The sequence below is a fragment of the Azospirillum endophyticum genome, from assembly GCF_016595245.1.
Classification (GTDB): domain Bacteria; phylum Pseudomonadota; class Alphaproteobacteria; order Azospirillales; family Azospirillaceae; genus Azospirillum; species Azospirillum endophyticum.
Window position 1 is genome coordinate 833,229 of record NZ_JAENHM010000073.1, and the last position, 14,591, is coordinate 847,819.

At 65.9% G+C, this 14,591-nt stretch carries 10 protein-coding genes and 1 pseudogene; 4 read left to right on the forward strand and 7 right to left on the reverse strand.

Features of this window, described 5'->3' with window-relative positions:
- The first annotated feature begins 26 nt into the window (after positions 1-26).
- A complete protein-coding gene (locus JHL17_RS30735) occupies positions 27-881 on the forward strand; it encodes a phytoene/squalene synthase family protein (protein ID WP_200198393.1) in 855 nt (284 codons plus the stop codon).
- Positions 882-903: 22 nt separating this feature from the next.
- Here JHL17_RS30735 and trmFO read toward each other — a convergent pair whose 3' ends face one another.
- The 6 genes from trmFO to JHL17_RS30765 all read right to left on the reverse strand — a co-directional run bounded on the left by trmFO (position 904) and on the right by JHL17_RS30765 (position 8,309).
- Positions 904-2,247, reverse strand: coding sequence for a methylenetetrahydrofolate--tRNA-(uracil(54)-C(5))-methyltransferase (FADH(2)-oxidizing) TrmFO (gene trmFO, locus JHL17_RS30740; protein ID WP_200198394.1), 1,344 nt, complete (start codon positions 2,245-2,247; stop codon positions 904-906).
- 113 nt (positions 2,248-2,360) lie between these two features.
- Entirely contained in the window at positions 2,361-2,666 is a 306-nt protein-coding gene (locus JHL17_RS30745) for a nucleotidyltransferase family protein (protein WP_200198395.1), read from the reverse strand.
- A gap of 150 nt (positions 2,667-2,816) precedes the next feature.
- The gene (locus tag JHL17_RS30750; RefSeq protein WP_200198396.1) at positions 2,817-3,014 is read right to left on the reverse strand and encodes a hypothetical protein; all 198 of its coding nucleotides are present in this window, start codon (positions 3,012-3,014) and stop codon (positions 2,817-2,819) included.
- Positions 3,015-3,076: 62 nt separating this feature from the next.
- Complete coding sequence (uvrA, locus tag JHL17_RS30755) at positions 3,077-5,944, reverse strand: excinuclease ABC subunit UvrA (RefSeq protein ID WP_200198397.1); 2,868 nt, start codon at positions 5,942-5,944, stop codon at positions 3,077-3,079.
- A 144-nt stretch (positions 5,945-6,088) separates the two neighbouring features.
- Complete coding sequence (locus JHL17_RS30760) at positions 6,089-7,708, reverse strand: CYTH and CHAD domain-containing protein (RefSeq protein ID WP_200198398.1); 1,620 nt, start codon at positions 7,706-7,708, stop codon at positions 6,089-6,091.
- An 82-nt stretch (positions 7,709-7,790) separates the two neighbouring features.
- The gene (locus tag JHL17_RS30765; RefSeq protein ID WP_200198399.1) at positions 7,791-8,309 is read right to left on the reverse strand and encodes a SixA phosphatase family protein; all 519 of its coding nucleotides are present in this window, start codon (positions 8,307-8,309) and stop codon (positions 7,791-7,793) included.
- A 200-nt stretch (positions 8,310-8,509) separates the two neighbouring features.
- Between JHL17_RS30765 and JHL17_RS30770 the strand changes: the two genes are divergently transcribed.
- Together JHL17_RS30770 and JHL17_RS30775 are read left to right on the forward strand one after the other, a co-directional pair.
- Positions 8,510-10,657, forward strand: a complete 2,148-nt coding sequence (locus tag JHL17_RS30770) for an RNA degradosome polyphosphate kinase (RefSeq protein WP_200198400.1) — start codon at positions 8,510-8,512, stop codon at positions 10,655-10,657.
- A 23-nt stretch (positions 10,658-10,680) separates the two neighbouring features.
- The gene (locus tag JHL17_RS30775) at positions 10,681-12,198 is read left to right on the forward strand and encodes a Ppx/GppA family phosphatase (protein WP_200198401.1); all 1,518 of its coding nucleotides are present in this window, start codon (positions 10,681-10,683) and stop codon (positions 12,196-12,198) included.
- 57 nt (positions 12,199-12,255) lie between these two features.
- Here JHL17_RS30775 and JHL17_RS30780 read toward each other — a convergent pair whose 3' ends face one another.
- Entirely contained in the window at positions 12,256-13,020 is a 765-nt protein-coding gene (locus tag JHL17_RS30780) for an SDR family oxidoreductase (protein WP_200198402.1), read from the reverse strand.
- 217 nt (positions 13,021-13,237) lie between these two features.
- Between JHL17_RS30780 and JHL17_RS30785 the strand changes: the two are divergent.
- Positions 13,238-14,441 (forward strand): annotated as a pseudogene (locus JHL17_RS30785) (IS30 family transposase).
- The last annotated feature ends 150 nt before the right edge of the window (positions 14,442-14,591 follow it).

The window sequence follows — 14,591 nt, forward strand, 5'->3', positions numbered from 1 at the left end:
CCCCTCTTTTTCCAATCGGGCATCCCATGGTGAAGGCTGCGACCGACCTGTCCTATTGCGGACGGGAGGTTCGGAAATATGACAACGACCACTTTCTGGCAGGTCTGTTCACCCCCGCCGACCGTCGCGAAGCGACCTTCGCACTCTATGCCTTCAACCTGGAGATCGCCAAGACACGCGAGGTGGTCAGCGAACCGATCCTGGGCCAGATGCGACTGCAATTCTGGCGCGATGGCATCGAGGCCGTCTATGAGGACGGACCCGTACCGCGCCACGAGGTGATGGAGCCGCTTGCCCAGGCGGCGCGCCGGATGGGGCTGAGCCGCACGCTGTTCGACCGGCTGATCGATGCCCGGGAAGCCGACCTCGACGACACCCCGCCGGCCGACCTGGCCTGCCTCGTCAACTATGCCGAGGTGACCGGGGCGCCGCTGGTCCAGCTGGCAGTGGAGATCCTGGGGGTGCGGGACGAGGTGGCGATGGCGGCCGGCCGCCATGTCGGCATCGCCTATGCCCTCGCCGGCATCCTGCGCGCGGTGCCTTTCCTGGCCCGGCAGCACCGTCGGCACCTGCCGGAAGACCTGATGCAGCGGCACGGAGCCAGGAGCGAGGATCTGTTCGCCGGACGCTCGGCCACGGAACTGCGGCCGGTGGTGGGGGAGATCGCCGCGGTCGCCCGCAAGCATCTGGCCGAGGCCCGCGGATTGCGCCGGGACGTGCCGAAGGCCGCGGTGCCGGCGCTGCTGCCGGCGTCCCTGGCCGACCTGCATCTAGGGGTGATCGAACGCGAGGGCAACGACGTATTCGCTCCGCGCGTCCTGCTGGCCAACCCGTTCCGGCAGATCCGGCTGGGCTGGGCGGCGATGCGCGGGCGATACTGACGCCCGCGCATCCTGCCGCCGGTCATCCTTTCAGCCAGCCGTCCAGGTCGGCCAGTCCGCGGCGGGTGTAGGCCAGCTTGCGGTCGCGGCCGCGGATCTTGTCGTCCACCGGCGGGAACAGGCCGAAATTGACGTTCATCGGCTGGTAGGTCTCCGCCTCAGCCCCGCCGGTGATGTGGCCGAGGATGGCGCCGAGCGCCGTGGTCGCCGGCGGCACGCTGATCTCCTGGCCCAGCCGTTCGGCGGCGGCGAAGCGGCCGGCGAGCAGGCCGACGGCGGCGCTCTCCACATAGCCCTCGCACCCCGTGACCTGACCGGCGAAGCGCAGGCGGGGCAGCGACTTCAGCCGCAGGGCGCCATCCAGAATGCGCGGGCTGTTCAGGAAGGTGTTGCGGTGCATGCCGCCGAGCCGCGCGAACTCGGCATTCTCCAGGCCGGGGATCATGCGGAAGATGCGCGCCTGTTCGGCATGGCGCAGCTTGGTCTGGAAGCCGACGAGGTTGTACAGCGTGCCCAGGGCGTTATCCTGGCGCAGTTGGACCACCGCATAGGGGCGGCGTTCCGGCTTGTGCGGATTGGTCAGGCCGACCGGCTTCATCGGGCCGTAGCGCAGCGTATCGACCCCGCGTTCCGCCATCACCTCGATCGGCAGGCAGCCTTCGAAGTAGGGGGTATTCTTCTCCCACTCCTTGAAGTCGAGCTTCTCGCCGGCGATCAGCGCGTCGATGAAGGCGCGGTACTCGTCCTTCTCGAAGGCGCAGTTGATGTAATCCTTGCCGGTGCCGCCGGGGCCGGGCTTGTCATAGCGCGACTGGAACCATGCCTTCGACAGATCGACGCTCTCCAGATAGACGATGGGAGCGATGGCGTCGAAGAAGGCCAGCGATTCCTCGCCGGTCTGGGTGCGCACGGCCTCGGCCAGGGCAGGGGAGGTCAGGGGGCCGGTGGCGACGATGACGCTGTCCCAGTCCTCGGGCGGCAGGCCGGCGACCTCCTCGCGCTGGATGGTGATGAGGGGGTGGGTGGAGATGGCTTCCGTCACCGCATCGGCGAAGCCGTCGCGGTCCATGGCGAGTGCGCCGCCGGCCGGCACCTTGTGCGCGTCGGCGCAGCGCAGGATCAGCGAGCCGCAGCGTCGCATCTCCTCATGCAACAGCCCCACCGCGTTGTATTCGGCATCGTCCGACCGGAAGGAGTTGGAGCAGACCAGCTCCGCCAGCTTGTCGGTATCGTGGGCCTCGGTCTTGCGGACCGGCCGCATCTCGTGCAGCACGACGGGCACGCCGCGGGAGGCGAGCTGCCAAGCGGCTTCCGAGCCGGCGAGACCGCCGCCGACGACATGGACAGGGCGAAGGGTGTCGGACATTGGGACTTTCCAGAACACTGTGCGAAAGGCAGGCGGATCAGGGGCGGGTTATGGCGTCCTGGGTTTCGAAAATCCAGGACTGAGTGCGGTAGGCAATTGATCTCCCGGTTTGGTCAGCGCACCCACTCGATACCGTCGCGCTCCACGTCCTCACGATAACTTTTCCGTACGGTCGAGAGATCGACCACATCGACGAAATAGGGAACCGTACTCTCTTCCAGTTCATCGTCGATCTTGGCAAGCAGGCTGTGCGGCAGCGGCTCAAGCGGATCGATGGCGACGTCGATGTCGCTCCAATGCCCGCCATCGCCGCGGGCGCAGGAGCCGAACAGATAGACGCGCGCAGGGTGCTCGGCCAGATGCTTGAAGATGATGTGCCTGACCGTGTCGAGGTCACGCAGGCGTACCGGGTTCATCATGGAACGCAGCCTAACACAGATCCATTCGGCGCGCGGGCATGGGAAAAGGCCGGCCCCCCGTATGGAAGGCCGGCTGCAAGTCGTTCAGGAGTCAGTCAGAACATCGATCCAGGCGGAGTGTTGAGCCTAAACGTCAACCAAGGCAGCGGCTCACTCGCTCTTCGTCGTCGTGCTGCGTTCGACGGTGGTGGAGCCGGTCGGAGCCGGCGTCACGGTGGTCGAGCCGTAGCTGGGCGTGGTGGTGGTCGTGGTCGTCGTGCTGGTGGTGGACTTGTCGGAACCGCAAGCCGCCAGCAGCAGGGCGGCCCCCAGGGCCGCGCCCACGCCGGTCAGAAGCGTCTTGCTCATGCCTCTCATCTCCCATGCAGTGCGAACTCTGCATGGGAGAACACGGCGCAGCTTCCGTTTGTTCACGCTCTCTTTCGGGTTGCCGATTTCCGCACCGCCGGCTTCTCCTTCAGATAGGGGGCGAGGTAGCGGCCGGTGTAGCTGCGCCCCACCTTCGCGACGTCTTCCGGCGTACCCTCCGCCACGATCTCGCCGCCGCCGGTGCCGCCTTCCGGCCCCAGGTCGATGATCCAGTCGGCGGTCTTGATGACCTCCAGATTGTGTTCGATCACCAGAACCGTGTTGCCCTGGTCGACCAGCGCATGGAGCACTTCCATCAGCTTCTCGACGTCGGCGAAATGCAGGCCGGTGGTCGGCTCGTCGAGGATGTACAGCGTGCGGCCGGTGGCGCGCCGGCTCAGTTCCTTGGACAGCTTGACGCGCTGCGCCTCGCCGCCCGACAAGGTGGTCGCCGCCTGCCCGATGTGGATGTAGCCCAAGCCCACCCGTTCCAGCGTGTCCATCTTGTCGCGGATGCCGGGGACCGCCTTGAAGAACTCCTTGCCCTCCTCGACCGTCATGTCCAGCACGTCGGCGATGGTCTTGTCGCGATAGGTGACTTCCAGGGTCTCGCGGTTGTAGCGCTTGCCGTGGCAGACGTCGCAGGTGACGTAGACGTCGGGCAGGAAGTGCATCTCGATCTTGATGACGCCGTCGCCCTGGCAGGCCTCGCAGCGCCCGCCCTTGACGTTGAAGGAGAAGCGGCCCGGACCGTAGCCGCGCGCCTTCGATTCGGGCAGCCCGGCGAACCAGTCGCGGATCGGCGTGAAGGCGCCGGTGTAGGTCGCCGGGTTGGACCGCGGGGTGCGGCCGATCGGCGACTGGTCGATGTCGATGACCTTGTCGAGATGCTCCAGCCCGAGCACGGCATCATGCTCGGCCGGATGCTCGCGGGCGCCCATCAGCTTGCGCGCCACCGCCTTGTAGAGCGTCTCGATGATCAGCGTCGACTTGCCGCCGCCCGACACGCCGGTCACGCAGGTGAAGGTGCCGAGCGGGATCTTGGTCGAGACGTTCCGTAGATTGTTGGCGCGCGCGCCCTGCACCTCCAGGAACTGGCCGGGATGGCCGGGCCGGCGGGTGTCGGGCACGGGAACGAAGCGGGTGCCGTTCAGATACTGGGCGGTGATGCTGTCGGGATTCTTCTGAACCTCTTCCGGCCGGCCCTGGGCGATGACGCTGCCGCCATGCTGGCCGGCCCCCGGTCCCATGTCGACCAGATAGTCGGCGCTGCGGATGGCATCCTCGTCATGCTCGACCACGATGACGGTGTTGCCGATGTCGCGCAGGCGCTTCAGCGTCTCCAGCAGGCGGTCGTTGTCGCGCTGATGCAGCCCGATGGACGGTTCGTCCAGCACATACAGAACGCCGGTCAGGCCGGAGCCGATCTGGGAGGCCAGCCGGATCCGCTGGCTCTCGCCACCGGACAGGGTGCCGGATCCCCGGCTGAGCGTCAGATACTCGAGGCCCACCGCATTGAGAAAGCCCAGCCGCTCGTTGATTTCCTTCAGGATGCGGTAGGCGATCTCGCGGTCCTTCGGACGCAGATGCTCGTTCAGTTCGCTGAACCAGGCGCCGGCACCGGCGATGGACAGTTCCGCCGCTTCGGAGATGCTGCGTCCGCGGACCTTGACCGCCAGCGCTTCCGGCTTCAGCCGAGCGCCCTTGCAGACCTCGCAGGGCTGCGACGACTGGTATTTCGACAGCTCGTCCCGGGTCCAGGCGCTGTCGGTCTCGCGGAAACGCCGTTCCAGGTTGTTGACGATGCCCTCGAACGCCTTGTTGGTCTCGTAGCGCCGCAGGCCGTCATCATAGGTCATGGTGATGGCCGACGCGCCCGAGCCGAACAGGATGGTCTGCCGCACCATCTCCGGCAGATCCTGCCAGGGTGTGGTCATCGACGCGCCGAAATGCTTGCAGATGCTCTCCAGCGTCTGGTCGTAGTATTTCGAGGTCGAACCGGCCCAGGGGGCGACGGCACCCTTGGCGAGGGTCAGCCGCTCGTCCGGTACCACCAGCATCGGGTCGAAATAGATCTTGCTGCCCAGCCCGTCGCAGGCCGGACAGGCGCCGAACGGGTTGTTGAAGGAGAACAGCCGCGGTTCGATCTCCGGAATGGTGAATCCGCTGACCGGGCAGGCGAATTTCTGCGAGAAGACGGTCTGCTCGTTGGTCTCGGCATTCTCGACCCAGACGATGCCGTCGGCCAGACCCAGCGCGGTCTCCAGCGAATCGGCCAGACGGTTGCCCAGCCCCTCGCGCACCACGATGCGGTCGACCACCACCTCGATGTCGTGCTTCAGCTTCTTGTTGAGCGCCGGCACCTCGTCGATCTCGTACATGGTGCCGTCAACCCGCACGCGCTGGAAGCCGCGCTTGCGCAGGTCCTGGATTTCCTTCTTGTATTCGCCCTTGCGGCCGCGCACGAAGGGGGCCAGCAGCAGCAGGCGCGTGCCATCCGGCATGGCCATGATGCGGTCGACCATCTGGCTGACCGTCTGGCTTTCGATCGGCAGCCCGGTGGCCGGCGAATAGGGAATGCCGACGCGCGCCCACAGCAGGCGCATGTAATCGTAGATCTCCGTCACCGTGCCGACGGTGGAGCGGGGATTCTTCGACGTCGTCTTCTGTTCGATCGAGATGGCGGGGGACAGCCCTTCGATCGAATCGACGTCCGGCTTCTGCATCAGCTCCAGGAACTGGCGCGCGTAGGCCGAGAGGCTCTCCACGTAGCGTCTTTGGCCCTCGGCATAGATCGTGTCGAAGGCGAGCGACGACTTGCCCGATCCCGACAGGCCGGTGATGACGATCAGCTCGTCGCGCGGCAGATCCACATCGACGTTCTTCAGGTTATGTTCCCGCGCGCCGCGGACGCTGATGTATTTGTTCATGGAGTGTTCTTTTACCCGAAGCCAATCCGGATGGAAAGCGGCAAGCTGCCGCCACGCATGACGAAAAACGGACCGCCTGTGATCGGCCGGCTGACGATATATGCGCCTCGGTCCGTATTGCCACCGCCATCCGGCGCGGGTCGGTCATGACCAGAAGGGCGGCACCGCGCGGAAACGCTTCCACAGCTCGGGCAGAGCCTTGCGCCGCCTGTCCGATTGCCGGTCGATCCAGGCGGCGACCGCGCCGACCGTCTTCGGGTCCGCCCCGGTCAGCGAACCCAGCATGCGTGCGCTGGTGAGGGCATCCTGGTCGGCATCCAGCGCTGCCTGCAACGGCTCCAGCGCGGCGAAGAAGGGCAGGGCGGCAGCCTCCGGATAGAGCCCGCGGAAGAAGTCGGCGGTGTAGCGCAAGCTGCGCAGACGGCGGCGCAGCTTGTCGCGCCCCTTGGCGCCCTCCGGCGGCTTCATGGCCTTGCCGAGCTTCACCATCCGCTCCGACAGCCAGCCTCCTGCAAGCATCGAGACCGGGGCGGCCAGCGCGGCACGCCGGTCTCCGTCGGCCTCCGACATCCAGCGGCCATGTTCGAGCCACGCGGCCAGCGCCAGCACCATGGTGGTGCAGCCGGGCGCCAGGATCGCCGCCATCGCCTCGCGTGCCGGTCCGGCACCGGCGGCGCGGGCCAGGGAGGCCAGCCGCTCCAGCGCCGCGCGATCGATGCCGTCCGGCAGCGCCGGCTCGGCGAGAAGCGGATCGATGACCCCGGACGTCAGCACGTCCCAGCCCCGTGCCGGACCGAGCCGCTTGGCAAGCGTGCGGCTTTCCTCCGTCAACCGGTCGGCCTCGGGCGAGGCGACGAGGGGCGAGAAGAATCGATGGGCGATGCGCAGCCGGCGCAGCGCGATGCGCATGCGGTGCAGCCCCTCCACATCGCCGCCGGCCAGCGCGCAGGATTCGTTGGCGAGGAACTGACGCAACGCCTGGCGCAGGATGTGCCGGTAGGCCTCGGCCACCGTGGTGAGCGGCGACAGGCCGAGCGGCTCGGCCTCCACCGGCTTCGGCGCCTTGCCGGTGACCAGCCGCAACCCGGCCTCCGCCTTGCTTTCCGTGCCGATGCGCATGGGGACGGCTGCCTGGAGCGTCAAAGCCAGATCGAACAGGCTCGCGACCTTGCCGGCCTTCAATTCCAACTCCACCTCGCTGAGAGGCAGGGAAGTGCCGCCGGCATAGATGCCGCCGTCGTCCACCGCCACCTCGACCGCGGTCAGCGGATCCGGGCGGATCAACAGGGTGGTTCGGCGGAAGTCGGTGATGAACAGGCAATCCAGTGCATCGAGCGCCGTCGCCGGCACCAGTCCGGCGACGCTGGGATCATGCAACACGCCGACGTCCACCGCTTCGCCGCCGACGATCCAATCCCATTCCCGCCGTACCGAGACGGCGGCGGAATCGCCGGGGCTGGCGCTGTTGACGGTCTTCAGGGTCTGGACGAAGCGGTCCCCCTCCTGCCGCACCCTCAGCGCCACCCCATTGGCGGCCAGCTTCAGGTCGGGCGTGTCGAAATAGGCGGTGCGCAGCCTCCGGGTCACCGCCGGACCGTCGGCCAGTGCCGCCAGCCCCGGCAGCGACGTCACCCGCGCCAGATCCGCGGGAGCCGCGTGCAGTTTCAGTTCCACCTCGCGGAAGGCGGAGGCGGAAGGCTGCTGCGGTTGGGGGCCGGCCGGCGGGCTGGTGGGCGGCGTCGCGGGTGGACTGACGGGGGTCAAGGGTCGGCATCCTCCCGTATCCGGCCTGGGTGGCCTTGGATGAAACAGGTCTATCCGTGGATACCCCAACCGCCGCCGCAGGTTAAGAGAGTTTACGCGGTTGCACAAAATCCGCCAGCCGCCCGGCTCCAAGCTCCAGGTCGGCCCAATGCGGCGTTTCGAAGACGAGGACGGCACAGGCGCCCGTCGGGAATTTGTCGGCCAGGGCATGGCGCAGCCCATGGTCGCCGCTGCTGGTCAGGGCGTTCGCCAGCTCGTGCAGATCCGGATTGTGCGCCACCAGCATCAAGCCGGTCGCCTGGTCCGGCGCGTCGCGCAGCCGCTGCAGCAGCGTGCGGGCACCGCACAGATACAGGCCGCGTTCGTGCTCGACCGGCGGGTAGGGCGCGCCCATCGCCGCCATCACCCGCTTGCGCGTTTCGACCGCCCGCAAGGCGGTGGAGCACAGCACGAGGTCGATATGGGCATGGTGCTTGCCCAGATGAGCCCCGACCAGGGTGGCCGCCTTTTCCCCGCGGGCATTCAGCGGACGGTCGTGGTCGCCCAGCGACGGGTCGTCCCAGGAGGATTTGGCATGGCGCAGCAGGAACAGCGTCTTCATGGCGAGGTTCTGTCGGCTGGGGAGAGGCGGGGGAAAATTCGGCACGGGAGGGCAGGGTTGGACCGCGTTGCCCTTCGTCGAATGGGAGTCCTGAAACCGTAACGCATATGGGATACTCTGTCTGCCTACCATATTAACGGTCGCCGGTGCTGCCTGAAGGCGGCCGACGGCGTTCGGATCTCAAGATTTCAGAGGGCGACGTGACTCATCTCCAGGAACTCGATTCGGTCGGTATCGAGCCGAATGCTCCGGAACGCTTCATCAATCGGGAGCTGTCGTGGCTGGCCTTCAACCAGCGCGTCCTGGACGAAGCCGCCAATCCCAACCACCCGCTGCTGGAACGGTTGCGCTTCCTGTCGATTTCGGCCAGCAATCTTGACGAATTCTATATGGTCCGCGTCGCCGGCCTGAAAGGGCAGGTGGCCGCCGGCGTGAAGGCGCCCAGCCCGGAGAATCTGACGCCGGCCCAGCAGTTGGCAGCGGTGAAGCAGCGAATCACCGCACTGATGGAAAGCCAGCAGACCATGTGGCGTTCGCTGCGCGGCGAACTGTGCGATGCCGGAATTTCCGTCGTCAATCCCGCCGATCTCAGCGAAGGCGAGCTGGATTGGCTGGAAGCCAAGTTCCTCGACGACATCTTCCCCATCCTGACCCCCATCGCCGTCGATCCTGCCCATCCCTTCCCGTTCCTGCCGAATCTGGGTTTCTCGCTGGCGCTCCAGCTGCATGATCCGGTCAAGGGTCGGCACATCGACGCGCTGGTTCCGCTGCCGACTCAGCTGGAGCGGTTCCTGCGCCTGCCCGGCTCGGACATCCGCTTCATCCAGCTGGAAAAGGCGGTGATGCAGTTCATCGACCGCCTGTTCCCTCCGTTCCAGGTCAAGGCGCACGGCGTGTTCCGCGTGCTGCGCGACAGCGAGATCGAAATCGAGGAAGAGGCCGAAGATCTCGTCCGCACCTTCGAAAGCGCGCTGAAGCGGCGCCGGCGCGGCAGCGTCATCAGGCTCGCCACCGACAGCGGCATGGCGACCGACCTGCGCGAATTCCTGCGCCATGAGCTGAACGTCGCGTCGGACGACGTCTTCATCCTGGACGGCCTGATCGGCCTGACCGACACCAAGCAGCTGATCGTCGACGAGCGGCCCGATCTGGTCTTCCGCCCCTTCAACGCGCGGTTCCCCGAACGGATTCGCGATTTCGGCGGCGATTGCTTCGCTGCAATCCGCCACAAGGATATCGTCGTCCACCATCCGTACGAGTCCTTCGATGTGGTGGTGCAGTTCATCCGTCAGGCGGCGCGCGACCCGCAGGTGGTGGCGATCAAGCAGACGCTCTACCGCACCAGCAAGGACAGCCCCATCGTGGCGGCGCTGATCGAGGCGGCGGAGGCCGGCAAGTCGGTGACCGCGCTGGTCGAATTGAAGGCCCGCTTCGACGAGGAAGCGAACATCCGCTGGGCGCGCGACCTCGAACGCGCCGGTGCCCAGGTGGTCTACGGCTTCGTCGACCTGAAGACCCACGCCAAGGTTTCGCTGGTGGTTCGGCGCGAGAAGAAGGCACTGCGCAGCTACGTCCATTTCGGGACTGGCAACTATCACCCGATCACGGCGAAGGTCTACACCGACCTGTCCTTCTTCACCTGCGATCCGGCACTGTGCCACGATGCCGCAGTCATGTTCAACTTCATGACCGGTTACGCCACGCCGAAGGTGCTGGAGAAGATCGCCATCGCGCCGATCACCCTGCGCCAGCGCCTGTCCGACCTGATCGAGGCGGAGATCGCCCATGCCGCCGCCGGCCGGCCGGCCTCGATCTGGGTGAAGCTGAACTCCCTGGTCGATCCGGTCATCATCGACAAGCTGTACAAGGCGTCCCAGGCCGGGGTGCAGATCGACATGATCATCCGCGGCATCTGCTGCCTGCGACCGGGTGTGAAGGGGCTGTCGGAGAATATCCGGGTACGCAGCATCGTCGGCCGTTTCCTGGAACATGGGCGCGTCATCTGCTTCGGCAACGGCCATGGCCTTCCCAGCAATCAGGCGAAGGTGTTCATCTCCTCGGCCGATTGGATGACCCGCAACCTGGACCGCCGGATCGAGACGCTGGTGCCCATCGAGAATCCGACGGTGCATGAACAGGTGATCGACCAGATCATGGTCGCGAACATGAAGGATGATGCAAGCACCTGGAAGCTCGGCCCCGATGGCGTGTACCATCGCGTGAAGGCTGGGCCGGACGCTTTCAGCGCCCATAATTACTTCATGACCAACCCCAGCCTGTCGGGCCGGGGCAGTGCGCTCGCCAGCAAACGGACGCCGCCGCGGCTGATGCTGCATACGGTGCCGTGAGAATGGGCGACTGGAGCGAGAGTATGAACAACGACAAACGCGCGACCGCGATCCCGGGCATGGCAGCGGAGCGCGTGGGCGTGATCGACATCGGGTCCAACTCCATCCGTCTGGTCGTCTATGACGGTCTGACCCGCTCGCCGCTCGCCCTGTTCAACGAGAAGGTGCTGTGCGGCCTGGGCCGCGGCGTGGAGAAATCCGGCCTGCTGAACCCCGACGGCGTCGCCCAGGGGCTGGTGGCGCTCGAGCGGTTCGCGATGCTGGCGCGGGGCATGCGCGTCGGCCGGCTGGACGTGATCGCCACCGCCGCGGTGCGCGATGCCGGAGACGGCGCCGCATTCGTCGACGCCATCCGGCGTCGGACCGGTCTGACCGTGCGCGTCATCAGCGGCGAGGAGGAGGCCAGGCTGTCGGCCATGGGCGTGCTGTCCGGCACCCCCGGCGCCGACGGGCTCGTCGGCGATCTCGGCGGCGGCAGCCTGGAACTGGTGACGCTCGACCGTGGCGTGATCGGCAAGCAGGTGACGCTGCCGCTCGGTCCGCTGCGGCTGATGGAGGTCGGGTCCACCAAGGGCGGCCCGACGAAGCTGATCGACCAGCATCTGGAATCGCTGTCCTGGCTGCCGGACATGAAGGGGCGGCCCTTCTATCCGGTCGGCGGCAGCTGGCGCGCCATCGCCAAGCTGCACATGGAGCAGTCGGGTCATCCGCTTCACATCATCCACCACTATACCATCCCCTCGGGTGACGCCCGGGAGTTTACCGGGCTGATCGGCCGGCAGAGCCGCTCGTCGCTAGAGAAGATGGCGGGATCGCGCCGCCGGCTCGACACGCTGCCCTTCGCCGGACTGGTGCTGGAGCGGCTGTTGCGGATTGCCCAGCCGTCGAAGCTGGTCTTCTCCGCCTACGGCCTGCGCGAGGGGCATCTCTATTCGCTGCTGTCGCCGGAGGGCCGGCGCGAGGACCCGCTGATGGCCTCGGCCGCCGATTGGGCCAGCCGCTTCGTGCGGATGGGCGACCCGGCTCTGCTGATGTCCTGGACCGCCGGACTCTTCGCCGGCGAGGACGACAACGCCATCCGCCTGCGCCACGCCGCGTGCCTGTTGAGCGATGTCGGCTGGGCCGATCATCCCGACTACCGCGCAGAGCATGCCTTCCTGCGCGTGCTGCGCTATCCGTTTCCGGCGCTGGACCATGACGAGCGTGCTTTCCTCGCGCTCGCCGCCCATGCCCGCTATGCCGGAACCATCGATGCGCCTCTGACCGCCGCCACCCGGACGCTGGTGACGGAAGGGCAGGGGATGAAGGCGCTCGTCCTGGGATTGGCGCTCCGTCTTGCCCATACCCTTTCGGGCGGAGCCACTGCATTGCTGGAGCGCACCAGCCTGAAGGTCGGCGACGGCCGCGTCGTGCTGAGTCTGCCCGACGACGGCAGCGTTCCCTCCGGCGAAGCGGTTCAGCGCCGCATCGATGCGCTCGCCAAGGCGATGAACGTGAAGGGGGACGTGGTCCAGCCGCTGCGGCCACAGGCGGCGGAGTAGGATCCGGAGCAGAAGAGTTGGGCCGCCGGCCGACAAACGGCGAGCGGCCCGGCTCCGTCAGGTTCGGGTTATGGAGACGCCGCCGTCCGCCAGCAATGCCGTCCCGGTGGTGAAGCTCGAGGCGTCCGATGCCAGGAAAAGTGCCGCCTGCGCAATCTCACGCGGCGCGGCGAGGCGCTTCAACGCATGGAGCCCTTTGACGAAAGCCAGCGCTTCCGGCGTGTTCGAGACGGCTCGCCCCATGGGCGTGTCAGTGCCGCCCGGCAGCAAGGCATTGGCGCGGATGCCCTGCGGCCCATGTTCAGCCGCGATCACCTGTACCAACCCGATCAGCCCGGCCTTGCTCGCTGCATAGGCGGCCATTCCGGGAAAGCCGACTGTGTGGCCGACGAATGTCGAGGTGAAAACAAGCGATCCGCCGCCACGGGCGATCATCGCCGGAATCTGGTGTTTGGCGGCATGGAAAGCACTGGTCAGATTGGTGTCGATCACCTCGTGCCACATCTCAGCCGCCATCTCCGAAACCGGTATCTGCGCACCGGTCGTGCCGGCATTGTTGAAGGCGACGTCAAGACCGCCGAAATGGCCGGTGGCGATCCGCACCGCGTCACGCGCGACCTCCGCATCCTTCACGTCGCCGGCCACGGCGATGGCCTCCGCGCCGTTATCCCTGATTTCGTCGACCAACTGGTCCAGTTCGGCGCGCCTGCGTGCCACGAGGACGAGTTGCGCGCCGTTCTCCGCGAACAGCCGGGCCGCCTCACGTCCGATTCCGGAACTGGCGCCTGTGACGATTGCAATCTTTCCTTCGAGCTGTCCCATTGTCATTCTCCATGGTGACGTATGGCCCGAGGGTTGCGAACAACGCCATGGTCCGGCTATCCGGTTCTTGCTTTCGAATTCGCAAGACCGAAACCACGGCAGGACCGATTTATTTTCCATAACCTAACTTATGTGTTTTTTGTGTGTAAGCGGGGTGGGTTCTATTCTGAAGTGCAACTTTCTTGTAAGCACAGGGGTTTACGGGTGGTGAGCGCTGATGGGTGAACAGTATTCGCAGATCGATTTTGCCGAGCGGCGCCGCATCCAGGACATGCACGACGCCAAGATGCCGGTGACAGCGATCGCGGCGGCTCTGAGTCGTCACCGCTCGACCATCCACCGGGAGCTCCGGCGCAACTTCTATCACGACCCGTTCCGGGATCGCTGGGGCAAGGAGTACAAGGGTTACTTCTGCACCAGCGCCCAGAAGTATGCGCGGGATCGACGTGCACGGCGTCGACTGAAGCTGGCGCTCAAGCCAGCTCTGCGCGATCACGTTATCGCCAAGCTGCACGAGGGCTGGTCGCCACAACAGATTGCCGGCCGTCTCAAGGTGGATGCGCCTCATGGTGAGACCGTGTCTCACGAGACGATCTACCGCTTCATCTATGGCTCGGAAGGCAAAGCCCTCAATCTCTATGCACTTTTGGCCGTCGCCCGGCGTCGGCGCCGCAAGCGCATGGGTCGCAAACCACGCAGCAGTCCGATCCCCGCCGAGCGCTCGATCGCCAATCGTCCGGCCGAGGTGGAAACCCGGCAGAGTTTCGGACACTGGGAATGTGACTTGGTGATCTTCAGCCCTCAGTTCGGCAAGTCCAACATCACGTCTCTTCAGGAGCGTCAGAGCCGCTATCACATCCTCATCGCCAATGAGGACCGCCGCTCGGCCGAAGTGATCAGCCGGATTGCTGCAGCGCTTGACGAATTTCCCCGTCATGCATGCCAGACCATTACGTTCGACCGGGGAACTGAGTTCCTATCCTACAAGAAGCTATCGATGGACAGTTACTTCTGCAATCCGCACAGCCCTTGGCAGAAAGGTGGCGTCGAGAATGCCAACGGACGCTTGCGGCGGTATTTGCCTCTAGGCATTCCCGTGGTGGAGCGCAATGGTTTGGCACTTTCCGCCCTTACGAAACGGCTCAACGACACACCGCGCCGCTGCCTTGACTACAGGACACCAGCCGAGGTCTTTGCAGCCAATCTGGCGGATTCGAAGATTGGGCGGTAGATATCAACATCGACGGAACAGCGAGAGAGGCCGAGACGCTAACAAGTCTCCCCTGCCCCGTCGCTCGCACCGGTGGGTCCACAGGCTTGATCCGCCCTCGCGATGGGGGCGTGCGGATCAAGCCTGTGGACCCACCGNGGGCGTGCGGATCAAGCCTGTGGACCCACCGGCACGAGCTTTTCCGCTTTGACGAAATGGCTAAAAAGGTAGTGGGTCGATCAACATAAACGTGTTGTCGCACTTCAGCTTGATTCCACGGCGCAAAGCTAAATTGTCAGCCCAGCGCAACATGGAGCTACGGAAGCCAGCAGGTTCCTCTCATGGCTTGCATGGCTGGGTC

Bases quoted from the DNA above. Each gene is read 5' to 3' on its own strand.
- JHL17_RS30775 (WP_200198401.1), top strand. From the start codon at position 10,681: ATGAACAACGACAAACGCGCGACCGCGATCCCGGGCATGGCAGCGGAG.
- JHL17_RS30780 (WP_200198402.1), bottom strand. From the start codon at position 13,020: ATGGGACAGCTCGAAGGAAAGATTGCAATCGTCACAGGCGCCAGTTCC.
- JHL17_RS30735 (WP_200198393.1), top strand. From the start codon at position 27: ATGGTGAAGGCTGCGACCGACCTGTCCTATTGCGGACGGGAGGTTCGG.
- uvrA (WP_200198397.1), bottom strand. From the start codon at position 5,944: ATGAACAAATACATCAGCGTCCGCGGCGCGCGGGAACATAACCTGAAG.
- JHL17_RS30750 (WP_200198396.1), bottom strand. From the start codon at position 3,014: ATGAGCAAGACGCTTCTGACCGGCGTGGGCGCGGCCCTGGGGGCCGCC.
- trmFO (WP_200198394.1), bottom strand. From the start codon at position 2,247: ATGTCCGACACCCTTCGCCCTGTCCATGTCGTCGGCGGCGGTCTCGCC.
- JHL17_RS30745 (WP_200198395.1), bottom strand. From the start codon at position 2,666: ATGATGAACCCGGTACGCCTGCGTGACCTCGACACGGTCAGGCACATC.
- JHL17_RS30765 (WP_200198399.1), bottom strand. From the start codon at position 8,309: ATGAAGACGCTGTTCCTGCTGCGCCATGCCAAATCCTCCTGGGACGAC.